Genomic DNA, 21,086 nt, shown 5'->3' on the forward strand with positions numbered 1-21,086 from the left:
AAAACCAGCTAAAAAAAGAAACAATGAAAAAACAGATATTCCTGCTTATAGCCACCGCCCTCACTTTGCTGGCAGCCTGCCACAAAGAAGTGGTCGATGTGCGCGATTTTGGCAAAATAACCATCGACAGTATCTCACCCGGCACTGGCCCTTCAGGTATATACATTATGGTATATGGCAACAACTTTTCCTACCATCCTGGAGAAGCAACAGCACACATCAACAACACCAAAGTACAGATAGTGCAAATGTCGCCCCGCCGCATGATGCTCTACATTCCCGAAGGAACAACAAGCGGTAAGCTGCGTTTCACCTTCAGCAGGCAAAACCCTATCAACGATCACTACAACTACACAGGACAGATGGATTCTGTGGCAGATGGTCCCAGCTACACCATCAATGAATCGATCATACCTGCGCCAATTATCGAACAGATAATACCCGGGCAAGGCAAAGCAGGCGACACCATCACCATCAAAGGCTATAATTTTGAAGAAGGTAATTGCAAAGTGTTGTTTGGTACCGACGAAGGCCTCATCACCCAAAGCACACCTACACAACTGAAGGTGAAAATTCCGAAGACCACGCCCGGCACAGTATCGCTGATCATAAAACAAGGTACACATACCGTACCCGCTGGCAACTTCATAGTAGAAGAAACACCTGCCGGTGTAAAAGACATATACTTTAATGCTTCCGATGGCAGCGAAGGCCACATCTACAAAGCAGTTGTAGACGAATTTGGCAATGCCACCGTACAGGAATTATATGGCCCCGCCGATGGAGTAGCCTTTACAATGTTTGGCTTAAAAGCCGATGCGGCAAATGGATTTATCTACTGGGCAGACAACAATGTTATTTATCGCGGGTCAACAGACGGTACAGCCCCCATGGCCCTTGTTTATACAGATCCGGCCGGGAATTTCATTGCAGATATGGACCTCGACAAAAATGGAAGACTCTATTTTACCAGTTGGAGTAGTACCCAGCCCGGTCACCATAGCATTAAAAGGATCAAAGGCGATGGCACAGGCCCCGTAGAAGAATTATACCAGCTTCCGGGTGACCCGATGGCCGGAGGATTCAAATTAGATGCGGCTGCCGGCAAGCTATACTGGGCGGAATATATAACAGTGTCGGTATTCGAAGGCAGCATAGATGGCCAGTCGGTCCAGCCTGCAAAAGTGTTATTCGACGGATCAGATGGACTTGCATCACCTGCTAATTTAGCTTTAGATCCTGCCAATGGTCATATATATGTTATAGATAACGGCAACGGTGCTATCTATAAAGGAGCATTGGATGGTACAGGTACTTTGGAAAAACTACCCATACCGAATACCGATATTATCGGATCAGGCGATATAGAGATAGATCCCGTAAACCATTTTGTGTACTGGATCACTTCATACTTCGATAAGAGTACTGTCATGCGCTCTAAAACAGATGGCACCAGTGTACAAAAAGTGGTAGATAACCTCAAATATGCATCCAACCTGGATATCGTACTGTAGAAAGGCGATCCATACCATAGAAAAGGCGCTGCCGGAACAATTGTTCTGCAGCGCCATTCTTCTATACGCAATGCCATACTTTTTATGCGATAGCGCTGGTCACCAAGCTGCTATTGCTGCGGGAAACGTCTGCTTTCTGCTCCAGCAATTTCTTTCTCTTCACATACAGGAAATATACAAAGAACATAAATGCGATCATAACGAGCATATACATCCAATCAGGCTTACCGATCGAGTATACGGAGTAAGTGGCGCCAATCAGGTCGAAAGCAAAGCCGGCATACGCCCATTCCTTGATACGGTGAAAACCAGGCAACAGGATAACAATAGCCCCGAGCATTTTCAACACACCAATGAAAGGAATAAAATAGAGCGGGTAGCCCAGTTCGGTATGCATACCTTGAATAGCGATTGGGTGACTGATAATGTCGTAAAATGCACCCATGGCCATAAAGGCGGCAAAAATAATGGTGAAGATCCAGTAGAGAATGTTTGTTGTTTTCATGACTAATAGTTTTTTGTTTTTCGTAGAACAAAGCTATAAATCGCATTTATCACAGAAGGGGTGTGGCTCTGTCATTTTAGAGGGGTAATTGCGACCACGTAAACCTTTTCGATTACCTTAGCATGTATTCAACAGCCTGACTATAAATCACCAGCGCACCGCCCATGAGATCATTGCCCATTTATGAGACCATCTATGTTGTCATCGTAGCCCTGGTATGCCTGCGCATCATCTACGACACCCGCAGCACCACTAAAACAGTAGCCTACATGCTGCTGGCCATCTTTGTTCCCATCGTTGGCATCCTGGTCTATTTCTCCTTTGGTATTAACTACCGGAAAAGGAAGATCTACAATAAGAAACTGGTCAAGGACAACAACCTCGAAAAGAAAATACAGGATGCCATTGTCCATTATACCCTGCACAATCTTGAAAGGAAAAACCCGGCCATTGCCGATAATAAAGAACTGGCACGGCTGCTGTTGAAAGACGGTTCCAGCCCCCTCACTGCCAACAACCACGTGCAGATACTGGTAAATGGTGAACAGAAGTTTCCCGAAGTACTGAAAGCCCTGGAGCGGGCACGCTATCATATTCATATTGAATACTACATCTATGAAGATGATGAAACAGGACGCGCCATTGAAGAAGTGCTGATCCGCAAAGCGAAGAGTGGGGTAGAGGTGCGTTTCATCTATGACGATTTCGGCAGCCGCTCCATTCGCAAGAAAATGGTGAGCCGACTGCGCAACGCCGGCGTTAAAGTATATCCCTTCTACAGGATACTCTTTATTTTCCTGGCCAACCGTATCAACTACCGTAACCACCGCAAGATTATCGTCGTGGATGGTAAGGTAGGCTTTGTAGGTGGTATCAATGTGAGCAACCGCTACGTCAACAAGTCCAATGAACCCAACGACCTGTTCTGGCGCGATACCCACCTGCGCATCGAAGGACCGGGCGTATTGTACCTGCAATACCTATTCCTGGCCGATTGGAACTTTTGCGCCGATGATCATCTCGAGCCCGACAGCATCTTGTTTCCCAAAGCCCATATACTATCCTCCAAAAGCGATAAGCTGGTACAGATAGCAGCCAGCGGTCCGGACTCTGACCGGCCAACGATTCTATATTCGCTGTTACAAGCCATTTTCCTGGCGCAGGAAGAAATCCTGATCACTACTCCATATTTCATACCAGGCGAAAGCATCGTCGAGGCATTGATCGTAGCAGCACTGAGTGGATTGAAAGTAAAACTGCTGGTGCCCGGTATTTCAGATTCCGTATTTGTGAATGCCGCTGCGCGTTCCTATTACAGTGAGCTACTGAAATCAGGCGTAGAGATATACCGGTACCAAAAAGGGTTTGTACATGCCAAAACAATGGTCACCGATAGAAAGGTAGCCATCGTAGGTACGGCAAACATGGACTACCGCAGCTTCGACCTCAACTTTGAAGTAAATGCCATTGTCTATGATGAAGCAGTGGCTACAGAGTTAACCAACATCTTTTACGAAGACCTGAAAGATGCAGAACAGATAGATCCGATACGATGGGAGGCGCGCCCCTGGTATTATGAGCTCACCGAAAAGACGGCACGGTTGGTAGCACCGATGTTATAGAAAAAAAGATATACGTATACACAATAAATTCCGGAGTGAAACAAAGCAGCCCATTAACGTGAAAACCACGCCCATATTGTGGTTCCCCGTGGAACACCACATTTTTCTTGGTTTCACACGGCGTTCCACTTTATAACCCTTATGCACCGCAGTCTGCAATAGCCTTTACTTAATTACCATTCGACGCCCTGGCTTTTCGGGTAATGAATATGCGGGGCAACAACAGACATTGAGCAACGGTGAGTAGCACACCTGCTACATCAAGCAAATTTTCTTTTCCTAAACGGAGCACCACGAATTGAACAGGCAGCATAGCCGACAAGATTAACAACCATTTCCTGTTTAAACCCGGCTTATAAGTAATAACCCTTGGCTCCTTTCGGAGCACCTGCACGATCAATACAACAATAAGCAGCAGGAAAAAGGCAAATGGGATCAACAAAGAAAACTTCATATGCAAGGTATCGCCCTCCAGCACATAGTCATCCGGATGCCGCATCATTTCGTAGAGATTGGAGAGATCATTGGTAAAATGAAAAAGAGACACTGCCTGCATAAATATTAATCTCCCAGACGATGATAAAACCTAAGGAAGCATGGCTAAAGTAGATCGAAACGCTTTATCGCAAGCCGCTTTATCCGCCCGGACTTTGACATTTGACAAACAAAAACAGGCCTTTCATTTGACTAATATCAAATCAATCATTGTGGATTACTTCTTTTTGAGGATTTTTGCCCTCAACGTGAAAACCACGCCAGTATTGTGGTTCCCCGTGGAACATCACAACATCCTTTCTTTTTTTTCACACATATTCCACGGATTGTGATGAAATTAGATAAGCCAGAAGAGGAGAGTTAAGCAGAAAAGACGCACATCAGATCAATCAATAATTACATCATTTTAGGCTTCGCGCCAGCACTCAAAACGAAAAAGGCTCAAACTGTTGCTATCAACAAGTTTGAGCCCTTTTATATTTTTTCTATCTAATATCCTCTCAATCCGCAAAATCGTGGTTCAGACAGATTATACGTTGAACCTGAAGTGCATCACATCACCATCCTTCACCACATATTCCTTCCCTTCAATACGCAGCTTACCCACTTCACGGGCAGCAGCTTCAGAACCATAGTGCACGAAGTCGCTGTAAGCAATCACTTCCGCTTTAATAAAGCCCTTTTCAAAGTCGGTATGGATCACACCCGCAGCTTGCGGCGCTTTCCAGCCCTGGTGAATAGTCCATGCACGCACTTCCTGTACACCCGCGGTGAAATAGGTGAACAAGTTGAGCAACTTATAAGCTGAAGTAATAAGACGGTTCAGCGCAGGCTCTGTCATCTTATATTCTTCCATAAACAACTGGCGGTCGGCCGGATCTTCCATTTCTGCGATCTGCGCTTCGATGTTATTACTCATCACGATGATCTCTGCACCTTCCTCTTTAGCAGCCTTTGCCAGCACTTCAGAATACTTATTACCAGTATGCATAGACGCCTCATCCACATTGGCTACATACAACACGGGCTTTTCTGTCAGCAGGAACAGATCGGCAATAGCTGCGCGCTCTTCTTTGGAAAGATTGAGTCCGCGGATGCTCTTACCTTGTTGCAAATGCTCTTTGCAGCGCACCAGTATCTCCAGTTCGGCTTTCATCTTGGGATCAACACGGGCAGCTTTCTCCACGCGGCCAATCTTACGCTCCACGCTGTCCAGGTCTTTCAACTGCAATTCAGTATCGATGATCTCTTTATCACTTACAGGATTGATGGCGCCTTCATCACGCAGGATGTTTTCATCCTCGAAACAGCGGATCACGTGGATGATCGCATCCACTTCGCGGATATTACCCAGGAACTGGTTGCCCAGACCTTCACCCTTGCTGGCGCCACGCACCAGACCAGCGATATCTACGATCTCTATCTGAGTAGGCACGATACGATTAGGGACTACCAGTTCGGCCAGTTTGCTGAGGCGGGCATCCGGTACATCCACCAGGCCCACATTGGGTTCGATGGTACAAAAGCGGTAATTGCTCGCCTGCGCCTTGGCGCTGTTGCTCACCGCGTTGAACAAAGTTGATTTTCCTACGTTCGGAAGTCCTACGACGCCTGCTTGTAAAGCCATATTTGTTTAGTTTTCTGTGATCAGGTGCTACCTGCAACCTGCCTTTTAGGCGCGCAAAGATAAGCCGAAACAGCTAAACCGGGATGGTTAAATAAGTAATTGAGAATAAGCTCGAAAGAGCCGGTATTGCCGATTGCCGATTCACGACTGCCGCAAAAGAACGAGCCCCCAGGCACTGATGCAGCAGTACAAGGGGGACTCGTAAAAAAGCAGACCTGTTTTTATTGGTCGCCAAACCGTCTGCCACTATTTAGAAAGGGCGGCTACCGGCTTCTTCAGCTCCTGCAGCTCCTTTTTCAATTGCTCTATTTCCTGTTGTTGCTGCTTCATAGAAGCTACCAACACCGGTATCAGACTTTCCATATCCACTGTTTTTACAGTAGCAGTACGGTAAGTATTCTTGCCATACATATAAGTGTGGGTCGTAGTCTTTATCAACTCCGGAAAAACAGCTTCAATTTCTGCCACAGTAAAACCATAATGCTTACCTGCAGGCAGTTTCAATTGCTTTGATTGCAGCTGATCATATTCAAAAACGCCGGGCTCCAGTTGTACCAGGTTTTGCACCGGGTTATCGATAGTAGCAACTTTCTTGTGAGTAACACCATTCTTCGCATCTTGACCAATCACAGTTGCAGTTGACAATAATAGGAAAGAAAAGAATAGTGATGCAATAATATATTGAGTTTTATAACGCATGATTTAATTTTTAAACGGGTAGAAAAATTTCTATGACGATAATTTTAACTATCGACAAGTAACAAAGCATCAGCCTTGCGCTGACGGAAACAGATTAAACAATAGTTACATTGGGTGGGGGAGTAGGCACGGGTAACACCACTGCCTGCAGAAAGTCTGTATTCCTGGGAATATTCTTATCAGAGATGACAAACAACTGTACCGGATGAATATAAAAAGATGCATGCGCACCGGGCAGGTATTCAGTACGTGGATCAGCTTTTGTTTCTTCAGCACCACGCTCAGCGTTCTTCGCTTCCTCCTGTTCTTCCAGCGCGGCCTTTACTACTTTAGTAGAAAGATGGCCCGACAAGATCATTGCATCCGGTACCACACTATGGAAGAGGAATGCCAGGAAAAAGAAATAACCGATGATATATGTTGCCACACTGATCTTCATAACTATGACCTAAGATATATGCTACACGTAAATCCTTTATTCTGTGGTGCAAATGTACGACGTGGCTCTTATTTTCTAAAAAGATGAGAGAATTATTAACAATCGAATAAGAAGAATTACTTAGTATAAAAACATGAAGCAGTGATTATGAAGATCACTGAAACTTCATTGGATAATTAGCTTTAACCTTTCCTTCTTTAACTTTTTGCAATTTTGACTTTAGCAGCGTACGTCGTAGCGGCTTCAGGTAATCGAGATAAAGAATACCTTCTGTATGATCATACTCGTGCTGTATCATACGGGCAGTAGAACCACTGAAGGTGCGAATGTGCGATTGAAAGTTCCTGTCAAGATATTCAACAGTCACAGCCCAGGGCCTTTCCACTTCTCCGGCCAGCGAAGGGATGCTAAGACAACCCTCTTCATCTGTCCACGTATCAAAAGAACGCTCGATGATCTTCGCGTTGATAAAAGTCTCCTGAATACCACCATGCGTATCGAAATACTTTTTACGGCTACGCTGTTCCATGTTCTCAAACGTTTGCACACTATCTACAATAAACAACCGTATCGCATGATTCACCTGCGGAGCAGCCAGCCCACAACCATTGGCCACATATAAAGTCTGCCACATATTGCCAATCAGTGCATCCAGCGCAGGATATTGGGCATCCACCGGCGTACAGGGCTGGCGCAGGATGTCATTTCCATATGCCACAATGGGTAAAATCATCTTATCAGGTTTTTCTTAATGTTGCCCGGTTAAAATACAAAGATCCCGGCAACTGCGCAAAAGCAGTGTACCGGGATCTTTGAGTATTTTGTTAAAGGTAGTTGTCGCAGTTTAGGTGTAGCTGGCGCACTCCTTTATCTCCTTTTCTGTATACGCCAGGTTGTATTGCTTCAATACATCATCAGGCACCCCATTCCATTTATTGGGTTTGTTACCAGCATAGCCAATATCCTTCACGCCGATCTCGGAAGTATAAAAGCCGGTAACAGTGAGGTTGCGGATCAGGTTGAAGAAAGCAACACCTTGCGCCATTTCAGGCTTGGCCTTGGCGGGCCAGGCGATCTCATCCACCATTTCCATTTGCTGCTTTTGATCGCAATCCTTGAAAGCCTTCTCATAGCGTTTCAGGCACTGCATATCGAGCCAGCGCAAGCCGCCGCGCATAGGAATCTGATGCTCGGGCATATCCTTTACGATAAACTCGATCCATTCAGGCACCTTGGCATCGGAGGCGCTGCCACTTACCTCATCCTTGGGGATAATGATATCGCCCAGGATTGTGATGGTAGCCAGCTCAGCTGGTGTAAAGAAAGTAGAGGAGGTAACAGCCTTATAATGCGCTTCCTCTTCCTTCATACGGTCGATGGCGGAAGCAGGCTGGGAGGAGGCAGCTTTATCATCTGCAGGCTTTTTATCGCCATCACCACAGGCTTCCAGCAACACACCGGCAGAAAGCGTTCCTAACGCTAATGCTTTGAGGGATTTTCTTCTATCCATAACTTATTGCATTTATTCTGGATTCAGAATACTGAATTCTGGATTCTTAGTAATTAAAGATTCTGTTTCTTCATCTCATCGATGATATATTCACTCGCTCTCATAGAAAGCGCCAGGATGGTCCACGTGATGTTCTTATCGGCTTGCGATACAAACTGACCGCCGTCAACATTAAACAGGTTGGGACAATCGTGTGCCTGGCTCCACTTATTAAGAGCAGAACGTTTGGCATCATCACCCATACGGATGGTTCCTGCTTCATGGATGATTTTACCCGGCGTATCGATGCCATAGTTGTTCTCCTTCGTACCATCATCACCCCAGGTAATGATCGCACCCATGTTGTGCATGATCTCCCGGAAGGTTTCCTTCATATGCTTCGCCTGGTTGATCTCATGCTCAGACCACTTCACATTGAACTTCAATACAGGGATACCATATTTATCAACCACATTGGGATCGATTGCGCAATAGTTGCTTTCCAGCGACAACGCTTCACCACGACCGGCCATACCTACGCTGGCACCATAGAAGAAACGAACGTCCTCTTTCAGCGATTTACCATAACCACCAGCCTCTTTCTTCTGGCCATTCACGGCATATTTGCCATTCATGCCTTCAGTACCCCAGCCAACGCCATAAGCAGGCTGACCCATGCCACCCCAATATTCAATGTGGTAACCACGGGGGAAGTCGAGCTTCTTGTTATCACCCCACCATGGAGAATAAACGTGCATACCACCAACACCATCTTCATTATAGCGCTTGCGGCCGAAGAGCTGCGGCAGCACACCACCCATCGCCGTACCGGTAGAGTCGTGCAGGTATTTACCTACCACGTTGCTGCTATTGGCCAGGCCATTGGGATGACGTTGAGATTTGGAGTTCAACAACAGGCGGGCACTTTCACAAGCACTGGCAGCGAGGATCACTACGCGGCCATTCACCTGGTATTCCATCAGGTCGTCCTTATTTACATAAGAAACGCCGGTAGCTTTACCTTCTTTATTAGTTAATACCTCACGCGCCATAGCATTTACCACGAGGTCAACATTACCTGTGGCCAGCGCTGGCTTCACCAATACGGAGGAAGAAGAGAAATCTGCGTAAGCATAAGAACACGCACGACCACACTGCGCACAGAACATACATTCACCACGATCTTTATTACCGGGCAATGCCTTGGTAAGGATCGACAGACGAGAGGGGATCACAGGTACACCAGCAGCAATCCCTGCTTTCTTGATCATCAATTCGTGCAAACGTGGCTTGGGAGGAGGGAGGAAGATACCATCAGGATCATTCTCCAGACCTTCGTTAGTGCCAAATACACCAATCAGTTTATCGACACGGTCGTAGAAAGGTTTGATATCCTCATAACCAATAGGCCAGTTTTCACCCAGACCATCGATGCTACGACGCTTGAAATCTTTAGGTCCAAAACGGAGAGAGATACGGCCCCAGTGATTGGTACGGCCACCCAACATGCGCGCGCGCCACCAGTCCCATTGCGTACCACTTTCCTTGGTATAAGGCTCACCATCGATTTCCCAGCCCCAATAGCAAGCGTCAAAATCACCGAAAGGACGGTATTTCGTACTTGCACCACGACGGGGAGACTCCCAGGGATTCTTGAATTGCGTAATATTCGTCTTAGGATCATAATTGGGTCCCGCCTCGAGGAGACAAATTTTCAATCCGGCATTAGCCAGGATATACGCGGCCATACCACCGCCGGCGCCGGAACCCACGATCACCACATCATACTGCTTTGCACTTTTTTTAATCTGCAGATCGCCCATACAGCAAGTTTAAAGGATTAGTGTAAAAAGGTGGCGTAAATGTATTGGTTTTAGGTGTTTAAAAGCAAAAACGGGGACACTTTTTTATAAAAGGGCAACCTTTCTTAACTTTCTATTCAGTTTTCACCACCAAAGGCTGAAGATAGCTATCTAAAACCATTTAGCAAAGAACCAACTTCTTATACTAATGCTTTTTTAACCCGCTTTATTGACTAATTTGACCGGGGTTTCCTGATCAACTTGAATAGTTCCATCACGACTACAATACTGCAGGCAAGTGCCAGTAAAATGAGCCATTCATTGAGGCGAACAGGCTCCAATTGAAGCGTGGTATTCAGCCCCGGAATATAAGCCGCCAGGATATGTACCCCCTGCGCCAGCAACACGCCGACCACAATAAGCTTATTATTGGAAAATGGAATGCGGAACAAAGAGCGGGTTTCGGAGCGGCAATTCAGCACATGAAAATTTTGCAGCAGCACCATCAGCATCATCACATCAGTCCGCGCATGCTTTGCTTCCATCCCCTGAAACTCCACCAAATAATACCAGGTGCCGAAAGCAATGACAGTCATCACAGCGGCGGAAATAAATACCTCCTGCAACATCAGCGCATCGAAAATACTTTCACCGGGCTTGCGCGGTGGCTTTTTCATCACCGCCATATCGCCCTTTTCAAAAGCCAGCGCTATTTCCTGAATGCCGTTGGTCACCAGGTTCAGCCACAACAGCTGCACCGCCAACAGGGGAATAGGTAATCCCATAATCAACGGAATGGCCACTAACAGAATTTCCGCCACGCCTGTAGAGATCAGCAGGTAAATGATCTTGCGCAGGTTGTCATACGTAAAGCGCCCTTCCTCCACACCGGCAGCGATAGAAGCAAAATTGTTATCCGTAACGATGATCGAAGCAGTTTCCTTGGCAAGGTCGGTACCGCTGCCCATAGCAATACCAATATGCGCTGATTTCAGCGCCGGCGCATCATTAGCCCCATCACCAGTCACGGCAACAAAATGCCCCTGGTTTTTCATGCTTTCCACAATACGCTTCTTCTGCAGCGGCGCCACGCGCGCATACACCTTTTTATCTTTGAGCTGCTGATCGATCGCCTGCGCATCCTGTTGCTCCAACGTGCCCAATTCTTTACCGGTGATCACCTGCTCCTTATTATCAGCAAGTCCCAGCTCTTTGGCAATAAACAATGCAGTAGCAGGGTGGTCGCCGGTGATCATTACAACCGATACACCTGCTTCCTTACACTCTTTCACTGCCTGTATTGCTTCTGGTCTCAGCGGGTCGATCAATCCGGTCAACCCCGCCCATTGCAATACCGGCAGCGATTCCAGCTTTGTATCCGTTACCTTGCCCCTGGCAAAAGCCAATACCCGGTAGCCATCCGCCGCCATTTGCTCAGACTCTTCATGCGCCTTCTTTTGTTCTTCTTCCGGCAGCTTTTTGATGACTATCTCCAATGCACCCTTCATAGCAAACCACAACTCACCACCTTGCTTATAATAAACACCGGAGAATTTATTCTCCGATTCATAAGGGACCATCTGCACAATCTCCACATCCTTTTTAAAATCGTCCGGAGATTTACCAGCCTTGTAAGCCATGGCCAACAATGCCACGTCCATCGCATCACCCGTATGCTCCCAGCCATCCTGCTTTTTGCGCAATACACCTTCATTAGACAACACAGCAGCCTGAACAAAAGCATGCAATGACTCCGGCAATTCTTTGACGTCTTGCTCTTTGTCATCCTGAATACTTCCATCTCCATCATATCCCTCACCGGTTACTATAAACGAACCTGCATCCGGCAGTACAATCTTTTTTACCGATTGCTGATCCATGGTAAGCGTACCTGTTTTATCAGAAGCGATCATGGTACAACTGCCGAGTCCTTCCACCGCAGGCAGCCTGCGCACGATCACGTTTCGTTTTGCCATCCTGCGCGTACCGATGGACAAAGCCACTGTCAATGCCACAGGCAACCCTTCAGGAATAGCAGATACACCCACAGCAATCATCAGGAAAAAGATCTCCATGATCGGCATACCACGATACCAGCCGATGAATCCCAGCAACACACACACTACCAGTACCGCAATACTGATCTTTCGCGAAAAAGCATCCATACGTTGTATCAACGGCGGCTTCTCCGCTTTGCCTTCCGATAACGAGCCAGCAATACGACCGATCTCTGTATTAGTACCAGTAGCCACTGCATAACCCCATCCACGTCCTTTCACCACGGTGGTTGCCGTAAAAGCCATATTGGTTTGATCACCAAGGGCCAGCTCTTTATCAGTTAATGGCTCTGTTGTTTTGGTGACAGCCTGCGATTCTCCGGTAAGCAATGCTTCTTCCACACTTAGCTCACGCGCCTCTGCCAGACGAAGATCGGCAGGCACTTTTACACCCGACTCCAACAGAACCACATCACCCGGCACAATCTGCTCTGCATCCACTTCCAGCACTTGACCATCACGTTTAATATGAGCTTTAATAGTCACCAGGCTTTTCAAAGCAGCTGCGCTGTTCTCCGCCTGCCATTCCTGCCAGGTGCCCAATACAGCATTGATCACGATAATAGCAGTGATAAAAATAGCATCACTGACCTCGCGTGCTATAGCAGATAAAATACCCGCGCCGATCAACACGTATATGAGCGGACTTAAGAATTGCATAAGAAAAATACGCCAGATACTTTTCGCTTTGGGAGGAGGGAGGGCATTAGGACCATGCTGCTTCAACCGTTCGGCTGCTTCTGTGGCCGACAAACCATCGGGAGCAGCAGTATTTTGTGAAGCAGTTTCTTCTATAGATTGGTTATACCAGGCTGTGGAAGTTTTGTTCATAATAAGAGGTTTCTATTAACAATAAATCCGGTGCCATGGTTGAGCTGATTACCAGCGTTTTCTACATCGTACTTTTTCTGTTAAAGACACACAATTTCTACATTAAAGCCACGTTAAATAACGGTAAGGCTTTTGATTAACACATTCAATCCCTATGAACCCAAATATCCAAAACGACCAGGATTACCTGGCAGAGAAGTATAAGTTGTTGGAGAACCATACCATCCATGCCAGTAAAATTGCGATCCTGAAGATACAAAGCTGGAAGTTTGCTTTGAAAACACCGGAAGTAGGTACCCGCTATCAGCAGGCTGCTGAAGACATGGTAAGGGAATCGCTGTTACGCTTTATACCAAATGAACACGTTCTTAGCGAAGAAGGATTCTTTTTCGCTGCGCTTGATAATTAACGCTTGCTTGCCCTGCTTTTTAAAAGCTAAAGGTGATGCCTTGTGAAGGGGGCGTCACTTTTTTATTTACTGGCAGCCTTATCCATACTTCGCCCCACCAGGAAACCAGTCGCCGCCCCAATGATCAATCCTACGGCAAGCCATAACAAGTCAGGCCCTGCCGACACATATGCTACAAACAACCCCAATACACCCATAAAGATCATCATGATGCTGATAGCCTTGCGTTGAGCCTGATGCCGGCTGCCCACGCCAGGATGAGGAGGATGCGCATGATGGTGCGCATGCTTGTGACGATGCCTGCTTTGCGCCATACGGTAGATTTCCCTAAAAGTTACGAAGAATTCACTGCATTTGCAGCCACATGCGGGCGCTGTCTTTCACAACATCCTCTTCCTTCTGCAAAGGATCGGACTTTACAAGATCATCCGGAACAATTTTACCCTCGCATATCCGGCCATGCCGGTCGGCCTCCTGGCAAATGGTGAGCACCAGGGTAGAGCCATCTAAAAGATCATAAGTAGTATTAGCGGTAGTGAGACCAGCAGTAGGTTCTCCCATCAATCGGGCACGCGGCATACCTTTAAAAGCCAGCGCCAGTATCTCGCCGGAACTGGAAGTTTTAGGCCCCGTGAGCACTACGATCTGTTGTCGCTGTTCGTCGGTAAGCGTTACAGGATTGCTGACCTTACACATCACGGTACTATTATGCAGCGCCACGCCATCCTGGTAGCGGATGCTGGTTACACGGGCTTTACGCACGAAATAGCCACAGGTACCATTACCAAGCAACGGCCCCATACCAGCCAGCATAGGCCAGCAATTGCCTCCACTGTTCTTGCGCAGATCGATGATCCAGCGCTTGGCTCCCTGAGCAGCCAGCCTCCCAATGAGCGATTGCAGGCTATCTGCTACCTGCATACAAACAACAGGGTCGGTAGAACTGATCCAGGGAACAGCAATATAGCCGATACCATCATCCACCATTTCATAGTCGATGGAGCCCATCAACTCCCGCAATGCAGGAGCACGTTTAAGCCGGGCCGTATCATTATGGTATAAAGCTGCATGACGGGCAGGCATCACAAAACTGTGCGGTCCTTGCACCTGCTTCAGGCATTGATTAATGACAGTATGTGCCTCTTTAAGTGTAGTAGCGTCCGACAGTTGCTCCCGTGCCGATGACACCAATGAATCCCAGGAAACTTCCCTTTTATTAAAAGGATTCTTTTGCATCAGTTCCAGCGCCTGTTCAAACAAAGCAAAGGCACTATCCTGTGCCGACACCAGGGTAGTAGTGGTCATAGCTGCCACCTGACGGCTGCCAGACTGGCCATAGCCAGCGAATGCGATAAAGAAAAGCAACAGGACTAACAATCGGTGCATAAGCAAACAGGTAGGTGATAAATGGGCACTAAAATGAACTAAGACTCAATTCTTCCCAATTTCCACAAATTCCGGCTATTAACCAAGAGGTACAGCGGGAGAAAACTGTTGCCCATATTCCCCATAACTGATTGTAAATAACCACTGTTCGCATAGGCAGGGTTTTGGTAAGCTTTTACCCAAAAAGTGTATATGAAAGACTATAATGCAACGGAAACCTGGATGGACGATCCGGTTTTACCCAATAATATCAAAGGAAGCAATGTGATCAATGTGAGTTGGCCGGAAAGATTGCTTTCCGCCACGGCCGGCGTAGCCCTCATAGGACATGGCGTGCGCCATTTTACCAAACACCCGGTAAAAAGCTTCCTGCAAAGCATGGTAGGCGGTTTTCTGCTTTACCGTGGTGCATCAGGTAGCTGTCCGGCCTACGCAGCCATGGGCAAAACAAAAAATGTAAGGCGTACGTCTGCTATCAACGTTCGCACCACCATGGTCGTAAATAAACCCCGCCATGAAGTATACCGCTTCTGGCGCAAACTGGAGAACCTGCCATCCTTTATGAACCACCTCGCCAGCGTACGTGAGGTAGACCCGCTGCACTCCCGTTGGGAAGCAATTATTCCTGCCAACCTGGGCAGGGTTCGCTGGAATGCACAGATCGTAAAAGATGAGTACGGCGTATTGATCGGCTGGCAATCCATTTCAGGATCGGCGATCGAAAATGCTGGTAAAGTAGAATTCAGAGATGCACCGGAAGGAGGCACAGAAGTTCAGGTAACCATCACATACCGCCCACCGGCAGGAGATATCGGCGTAGCGATTGCAAAGCTGATAAACCCGGCGTTTTCAAAGATCGTGGAAAGAGACATTCACCAGTTCAAAGAATATATTGAAGGCATTACACCTGCCGAATATTCGTCCCTGCAAACGCGTTAGTTTTTCATCCGTACCGTATAACAAAAAAGCTGGTCGCTTGTGCGATCAGCTTTTTATATTAGGAAAGGGACGGATGGGAAAAAGTAGCTGTTGATACTTATTTTAGGTCTTTATGGATAGCTTTCGCTGAATCCAGGTGAACACGCAAAGTGGGCAGCGTCCGGGCAGCAAAATCCCTGATAGCCGGATCGGTAGCATCAGTAGCTGCTTTCTCAAACTTCTTTACATTATCCTCATGATCCTTCACCATTGTCTTCATATAAGCCTTATCGAAATCACTGCCTGTTTTCTTGCTCAGGTCATCTACGTCTTTTTGATGCTTTTCAGGCAACATAGCAGGAAGCGTAAAGCTCTTGGCATTGGCAATAGCCTTTAGCTCATCACCTGCCTTTGTATGATCCCTTACCATCATGGAGCCAAAATCTTTCACCCGCTGGCTCACAGCCTGCTGTTGTGCTGTCTGTCCCAAGGTTACCTCCATCATGCCACCATTAGCTGTTTCAGTGGCCCATTTACCAGTCTTTTCATCAAGCGGTGTTGCATCGATATTACTACTTGTAGATTGTTGAGAAGAATCTGCAGGAGTCTGACTTACTGTAGAACTGTCGGCTGCCTTATCAACAGATTCAGTACTGCCATCACCACAGGCGGCCATAACCGTAATCGCCATAAAAAGAGGAATACAAACTTTTGTTTTCATATTAATTGTGTTTACAACAAGATCATAATTCCTGTGCCACGAATCGATGCTACATTGTACACCTTTAGGGGCAATTTAAATACCGCAAGTATCGGGTGGGAGATGCTGCAGGCTAATATTACCTTTAGGCATAATTTTTATGACGATGACGCCCGCATTGCACCTTGACGATATTCACATACGCACCACTTTACAGCCCGGAGACATTGGCTATATAACCTACCTGCACGGCTCCCTGTACAGCCGGGAATACAACTATGGAGTAACGTTTGAAGCCTATGTAGCCGAAGGATTAGCTGAGTTCTGCAAACAATACGATACGGCAAAAGATCGTATATGGGTGTGTGAACACAACGAACAAATAGTAGGCTTCCTCTTATTAATGCACCGCGGTGCATCAGCCCAGCTACGATACTTCATACTTCACCCTGACTACCGTGGTATTGGCCTCGGCAAAAAGCTAATGCAGCTATATATGGAATTTCTACATGAAGCAAGTTATACCTCTTCCTACCTGTGGACCACCAGCGAACTTCCCGCCGCCGCATCACTATACAAGAAGTTTGGCTTTGTATTAGCAGAAGAAAAACCCGCCACCACGCCCTTCGGTAAACCTGTTATCGAACAGAAGTATGAGCTAAAAATAGGATAATGCATAGCCTCTCAATATAAAGTCAACTTATACCCGAAATTAAAATCTAAAAGCTTCAGCAATTCGTTTATTGGTTACCAAATCTAACGATGCATGAATCTTGACCGGTATGAATTTTCAGTTGGAAGAAATTTCCTTGATTTTGAGTTTTGCAGCGAAGGCCCGAAAGGTAAAATTATAAAAGTTATCCGTTTTACCCCACAAAACGCCAACGGTATTACATATTTCAGCCTTGGCTTTGGCGACGTGAATGAAGAAGCTAATCGAATTGATGACCAATCAATTAGCAAAAACCAGGATAGAACGAAAATCCTCGCTACTGTTGCGTATGCTGTATTAGAATTTACAAGTTATTTTACTGATGTTATGATACATGCGAAGGGCAGCACTCCTGCAAGAACACGTTTATATCAAATGGGTATTTCCGCCAATTTAGATGAAGTTCAATCTGTACTACATGTTTATGGATTTATCAACGGGGAGTGGCAACCATTTAAAAAGAATATTAACTATGAAGCTTTTTTAGTTAAACATAAAAAATCGTAACTTTATATTATAGTATCAAATAATACTTATGAATTATAATGAACGAAAAAAACAGAAAAAATTAGGTAATACTACCATCTCTGACAAGATCAAGGATTATGGTAATGAGCCTTTTTTTATCAAAAAAGCCAAAGAATCAAAGGAATTCCTGGAAAAACACGGCTTCCCCAAAGAACTCTTAGAAAAGAGATAGAAATTCCAAGTCACCATATTACCAACCCACATGTCACCAGCATGTGGGTTTTTCTTTCCTTTAAGGTTTGCAGCAGCCTCTTCCATTCTAAACTAACAATCGTTATCTTTGCAGGCATCCCATTGTTAAAAACCTTATAACATTCTAAAGATCAGCTATATGAACAAACGTGAAGTATATATTATCTCGGCAGTTCGTACCCCGATAGGAAGTTTTGGAGGAAGCCTTAAAGAATTCAGCGCCACCCAGTTGGGCGCCTTTGCCATTAAAGGAGCGGTAGAGAAAGCAGGCATCAAGCCCGAACAAGTACAGGATGTATACATGGGCTGCGTGATCCAGGCCAACCTCGGCCAGGCGCCCGCACGTCAGGCAGCCAAGTTTGCGGGACTACCCAATGAAGTGAATTGTACTACTATCAATAAAGTATGCGCCAGCGGCATGAAAGCCATTGCACAGGCCGCGCAAAGTATTGCACTCGGCGACGCAGATATCGTGGTAGCCGGTGGCATGGAAAGCATGAGCAACGTACCCTTTTATGTAGACCAGATGCGTTGGGGTAATAAATATGGCAACACGAGTTTGATCGATGGTCTGGCCAAAGACGGCCTCACCGATGTATACGATGGTAAAGCGATGGGCAATGCTGCAGAGCTGTGTGCAAAAGAGTGTGGCATCAGCCGCGAAGACCAGGATACCTTCGCAGTTGAAAGCTACAAACGTAGTCAGGCCGCCTGGGCTGCTGGTAAGTTCAATGATGAGATAGTTCCCATATCCATCCCACAACGCAAGGGCGATCCCATTTTATTCAGCAAAGACGAAGAACCATTCAACGTTAAGTTCGATAAGATCCCCGAACTGAAACCTGCCTTCCAAAAAGACGGTACGGTGACAGCAGCCAACGCCTCCACCATGAATGATGGCGCAGCAGCACTGGTATTGATGAGCAAAGAAAAAGCCGAAGAGTTGGGACTGAAACCACTTGCCAAAGTTGTTTCCTATGCAGATGCTGAACAGGCGCCGGAATGGTTTACGACCACACCAGCGATTGCCTTACCGAAAGCAGTAGCCAAAGCAGGTCTTAGCATAGACCAGATCAATTACTTCGAGCTCAATGAAGCCTTCTCTGTAGTAGGCATTGAAAATACACGCCGCATGAAACTGGACCCCGCCAAAGTAAACGTACACGGTGGAGCAGTGAGTATCGGTCACCCCCTTGGCGCCAGCGGTGCCCGAATCATCGTTACGCTGATCAATGTGCTGAAGCACAACAAAGGCCAGTACGGCGCTGCAGGCATTTGTAATGGAGGCGGAGGCGCCAGCGCCATGGTGATCAGCATATGAGCGCCGTCACCATACGCATAGCCACACAGGCCGATGCAGCAATGATTGCCGACCTCAGCCGGCAAACCTTTTACGACGCCTTTGCAGCCGACAATACCCCGGAGAATATGGACAAGTTCATGAACGAACAGTTCACCCGGGAAAAACTCATCGCAGAAGTATCAGACCCGGCCAGCATCTTCTTGCTGGCCACCATAGGCAATGACATTGCCGGTTATGCCCGTCTGCGGGACTCAGCCAATCCACCGGAACTGCGCGATCTGACCTCCATAGAAATCGCCAGGATATATGCCGTTACAACGACCATTGGAAAAGGAGTGGGCAGCGCTTTAATGCAACGATGCTTAGCCATTGCACAGGAAAAACAACGATCAGTAATATGGCTGGGTGTATGGGAACATAATAAACGCGCAATAGACTTTTATACTAAATGGGGATTCCATAAGTTCAGTGAGCACATATTTGTTGTCGGCGATGACCCGCAAACCGACTGGCTGATCAAAAAGGAATTATAAAGAGTAAAGTAGCTGACTCCCCGGACTTAACAACAAAGGACCATCTTCCTATTTTTTGTCTGCGAAATAATCATGCTTATTGGCTTTACCAGTGGCAAGATCTATACACAACAATACATTACACTGGCTGCTGCTTAACTCAGGATTGTCCACACCCATCACGAACAATTGCTTGCCATTGTACAGCCAGTCTACCCACGAAGAAAGACCCGTAGCATACGTCCAGCTTACTTGTCCCTGCTCATTCAGCCTGCTCAACAGAATCTTACCTTCCTGCCCGATCTTATCCTTGTGAACGATCAGGTAACCACGCAAGCCTGCAAGTTGCATCGGCAGCCCGGTTGATTTATCAAGCAGGAAACCACCATGCAGAAAATAAGCCGATGGAGAAGGCCGGCTAGCTGTTGTCTTTTCAATGATCATATCACCATTGCTGGCAGGCGAATAAGAAGTCATATACAACTGACCGCGCGCTGTTTCATCATAAGTACTCTGTTGCTGTACACGTCCATACAACTGCGCCCATTCATCAGCAGCATATAAGCCGTACCATTTGCCACCCATAGTATCCTGGTTAGTCTTGATCTGAGTATAAGAAGGATTCAGGCGCTGCAAACTACGCCAGGCAGACAACCTCCGTACCTGGTGCGAATCAGCATCAGCAGGTGTTCTATTGGGATCGTAAGGAGTGGTAGTAGCAGTGGCCAGCAGGGTAGAAGTGTTCAATTGCCACTTGGTACCATCACTGGCTGTAAAGTAAAGTTGCTTATCCTCATTATTGAACTGGTAAAACCTTTTTTCTCCAGGAAAGAGCCCTTTCAGAGAAGGATTTTTGCTTTCCAGTATAGCAATGTCAGCTTTCTTTTCCAGCGTAAAAGGGTCAAAAGCCATCAGTTCCCCCAGGAACACCCATGCAAGGTCTTGCGACGCCCCCATGGTTTCTATCGGATGATACTTGATATCACTGTGGTGCTTTACTTTTTGCTGAGCTGTTCTAACACCACTCACCGCATCATTCTGTTGCACATAATAACTGGTACTGACAGATTTCCTCACCATACTGCCGCTCTGGGAATAACTCGTGGTATTATCATATTGCACGAGGCTGAAGAGCACAGCCTTCCTGCCTTTCTCAAAATACAATACCGGCGCCAACGCAGAACGTTCGTCATAACGTGCCAGGCAGCCACGTATCAGTAAGAAGAACCCAATAACCAATAAGGCAATGAAGAGGAACCCTCCGATAAATACACGGCCTAATCGCATAAGTATTCAGTTTGGCGGCCGCAACATACTGAAATACCCCCAAAGAGCAAAGTACGCAG

General features: G+C 46.6%; 22 protein-coding genes. 9 read left to right on the top strand and 13 right to left on the bottom strand.

The genetic code is table 11. The features are described from left to right. The first annotated feature begins 23 nt into the window (after positions 1–23). Positions 24–1,514 (top strand): IPT/TIG domain-containing protein, encoded by a 1,491-nt coding sequence (locus AC5JBY_RS17780; RefSeq protein ID WP_495905977.1) that lies wholly within the window; start codon positions 24–26, stop codon positions 1,512–1,514. Positions 1,515–1,596: 82 nt separating this feature from the next. Here AC5JBY_RS17780 and AC5JBY_RS17785 read toward each other — a convergent pair whose 3' ends face one another. Beyond that, on the bottom strand, positions 1,597–2,019 hold the full coding sequence (locus AC5JBY_RS17785) for a DoxX family protein (protein WP_495905978.1): 423 nt from the start codon (positions 2,017–2,019) through the stop codon (positions 1,597–1,599). 164 nt (positions 2,020–2,183) lie between these two features. Between AC5JBY_RS17785 and cls the strand changes: the two genes are divergently transcribed. Continuing rightward, positions 2,184–3,641, top strand: coding sequence for a cardiolipin synthase (gene cls, locus AC5JBY_RS17790; RefSeq protein ID WP_495905979.1), 1,458 nt, complete (start codon positions 2,184–2,186; stop codon positions 3,639–3,641). Between the two features lie 169 nt (positions 3,642–3,810). On the opposite strand, the gene AC5JBY_RS17795 is transcribed toward cls, so the two are convergent. From AC5JBY_RS17795 to AC5JBY_RS17830, 8 genes are all read right to left on the bottom strand, one after another. Next, positions 3,811–4,197 (bottom strand): hypothetical protein, encoded by a 387-nt coding sequence (locus AC5JBY_RS17795; protein ID WP_495905980.1) that lies wholly within the window; start codon positions 4,195–4,197, stop codon positions 3,811–3,813. 468 nt (positions 4,198–4,665) lie between these two features. Further along, complete coding sequence (ychF, locus tag AC5JBY_RS17800; protein WP_495905981.1) at positions 4,666–5,763, bottom strand: redox-regulated ATPase YchF; 1,098 nt, start codon at positions 5,761–5,763, stop codon at positions 4,666–4,668. Between the two features lie 246 nt (positions 5,764–6,009). Then, positions 6,010–6,462 (bottom strand): tail fiber domain-containing protein, encoded by a 453-nt coding sequence (locus tag AC5JBY_RS17805; protein WP_495905982.1) that lies wholly within the window; start codon positions 6,460–6,462, stop codon positions 6,010–6,012. A 94-nt stretch (positions 6,463–6,556) separates the two neighbouring features. Continuing rightward, the gene (locus AC5JBY_RS17810) at positions 6,557–6,901 is read right to left on the bottom strand and encodes a hypothetical protein (RefSeq protein WP_495905983.1); all 345 of its coding nucleotides are present in this window, start codon (positions 6,899–6,901) and stop codon (positions 6,557–6,559) included. A 154-nt stretch (positions 6,902–7,055) separates the two neighbouring features. Next, positions 7,056–7,634: a peptide deformylase gene (def, locus tag AC5JBY_RS17815; protein WP_495905984.1), complete on the bottom strand. Its 579-nt coding sequence runs from the start codon at positions 7,632–7,634 to the stop codon at positions 7,056–7,058. 111 nt (positions 7,635–7,745) lie between these two features. Beyond that, on the bottom strand, positions 7,746–8,411 hold the full coding sequence (locus tag AC5JBY_RS17820; RefSeq protein WP_495905985.1) for a gluconate 2-dehydrogenase subunit 3 family protein: 666 nt from the start codon (positions 8,409–8,411) through the stop codon (positions 7,746–7,748). 53 nt (positions 8,412–8,464) lie between these two features. Next, positions 8,465–10,213 carry a GMC oxidoreductase gene (locus AC5JBY_RS17825; protein ID WP_495905986.1) on the bottom strand — a complete coding sequence of 583 codons (1,749 nt, stop codon included), beginning with the start codon at positions 10,211–10,213 and terminating at the stop codon, positions 8,465–8,467. Between the two features lie 212 nt (positions 10,214–10,425). Continuing rightward, on the bottom strand, positions 10,426–13,080 hold the full coding sequence (locus AC5JBY_RS17830) for a cation-translocating P-type ATPase (protein ID WP_495905987.1): 2,655 nt from the start codon (positions 13,078–13,080) through the stop codon (positions 10,426–10,428). 154 nt (positions 13,081–13,234) lie between these two features. Here AC5JBY_RS17830 and AC5JBY_RS17835 point away from each other — a divergent pair, with 154 nt between their 5' ends. Further along, positions 13,235–13,489 carry a hypothetical protein gene (locus tag AC5JBY_RS17835; RefSeq protein WP_495905988.1) on the top strand — a complete coding sequence of 85 codons (255 nt, stop codon included), beginning with the start codon at positions 13,235–13,237 and terminating at the stop codon, positions 13,487–13,489. A 62-nt stretch (positions 13,490–13,551) separates the two neighbouring features. Here AC5JBY_RS17835 and AC5JBY_RS17840 read toward each other — a convergent pair whose 3' ends face one another. After that, on the bottom strand, positions 13,552–13,803 hold the full coding sequence (locus AC5JBY_RS17840; protein WP_495905989.1) for a hypothetical protein: 252 nt from the start codon (positions 13,801–13,803) through the stop codon (positions 13,552–13,554). A gap of 31 nt (positions 13,804–13,834) precedes the next feature. Further along, positions 13,835–14,875 (bottom strand): S41 family peptidase, encoded by a 1,041-nt coding sequence (locus AC5JBY_RS17845; RefSeq protein WP_495905990.1) that lies wholly within the window; start codon positions 14,873–14,875, stop codon positions 13,835–13,837. Between the two features lie 192 nt (positions 14,876–15,067). Here AC5JBY_RS17845 and AC5JBY_RS17850 point away from each other — a divergent pair, with 192 nt between their 5' ends. Beyond that, entirely contained in the window at positions 15,068–15,814 is a 747-nt protein-coding gene (locus AC5JBY_RS17850) for an SRPBCC family protein (RefSeq protein WP_495905991.1), read from the top strand. Between the two features lie 97 nt (positions 15,815–15,911). Here the strand turns inward: AC5JBY_RS17850 and AC5JBY_RS17855 are convergent, their stop codons facing one another. Further along, positions 15,912–16,514: a DUF4142 domain-containing protein gene (locus tag AC5JBY_RS17855; protein WP_495905992.1), complete on the bottom strand. Its 603-nt coding sequence runs from the start codon at positions 16,512–16,514 to the stop codon at positions 15,912–15,914. Between the two features lie 145 nt (positions 16,515–16,659). On the opposite strand from AC5JBY_RS17855, the gene AC5JBY_RS17860 reads away from it, so the two are divergent. The 5 genes from AC5JBY_RS17860 to AC5JBY_RS17880 all read left to right on the top strand — a co-directional run bounded on the left by AC5JBY_RS17860 (position 16,660) and on the right by AC5JBY_RS17880 (position 19,761). Next, positions 16,660–17,166 (top strand): GNAT family N-acetyltransferase, encoded by a 507-nt coding sequence (locus AC5JBY_RS17860; protein ID WP_495905993.1) that lies wholly within the window; start codon positions 16,660–16,662, stop codon positions 17,164–17,166. 93 nt (positions 17,167–17,259) lie between these two features. After that, positions 17,260–17,712, top strand: coding sequence for a DUF6934 family protein (locus AC5JBY_RS17865; RefSeq protein WP_495905994.1), 453 nt, complete (start codon positions 17,260–17,262; stop codon positions 17,710–17,712). Positions 17,713–17,740: 28 nt separating this feature from the next. Further along, positions 17,741–17,905: a hypothetical protein gene (locus AC5JBY_RS17870; RefSeq protein WP_495905995.1), complete on the top strand. Its 165-nt coding sequence runs from the start codon at positions 17,741–17,743 to the stop codon at positions 17,903–17,905. Between the two features lie 159 nt (positions 17,906–18,064). Further along, positions 18,065–19,246, top strand: a complete 1,182-nt coding sequence (locus tag AC5JBY_RS17875) for an acetyl-CoA C-acyltransferase (RefSeq protein WP_495905996.1) — start codon at positions 18,065–18,067, stop codon at positions 19,244–19,246. Beyond that, positions 19,243–19,761, top strand: a complete 519-nt coding sequence (locus AC5JBY_RS17880; protein ID WP_495905997.1) for a GNAT family N-acetyltransferase — start codon at positions 19,243–19,245, stop codon at positions 19,759–19,761. Before AC5JBY_RS17875 ends, AC5JBY_RS17880 begins: the two co-directional genes overlap by 4 nt. Before the next feature lie 48 nt (positions 19,762–19,809). Here AC5JBY_RS17880 and AC5JBY_RS17885 read toward each other — a convergent pair whose 3' ends face one another. Next, entirely contained in the window at positions 19,810–21,027 is a 1,218-nt protein-coding gene (locus AC5JBY_RS17885) for a PA2928 family protein (protein WP_495905998.1), read from the bottom strand. Positions 21,028–21,086 lie beyond the last annotated feature (59 nt).

It is taken from the genome of Paraflavitalea sp., from assembly GCF_059502485.1.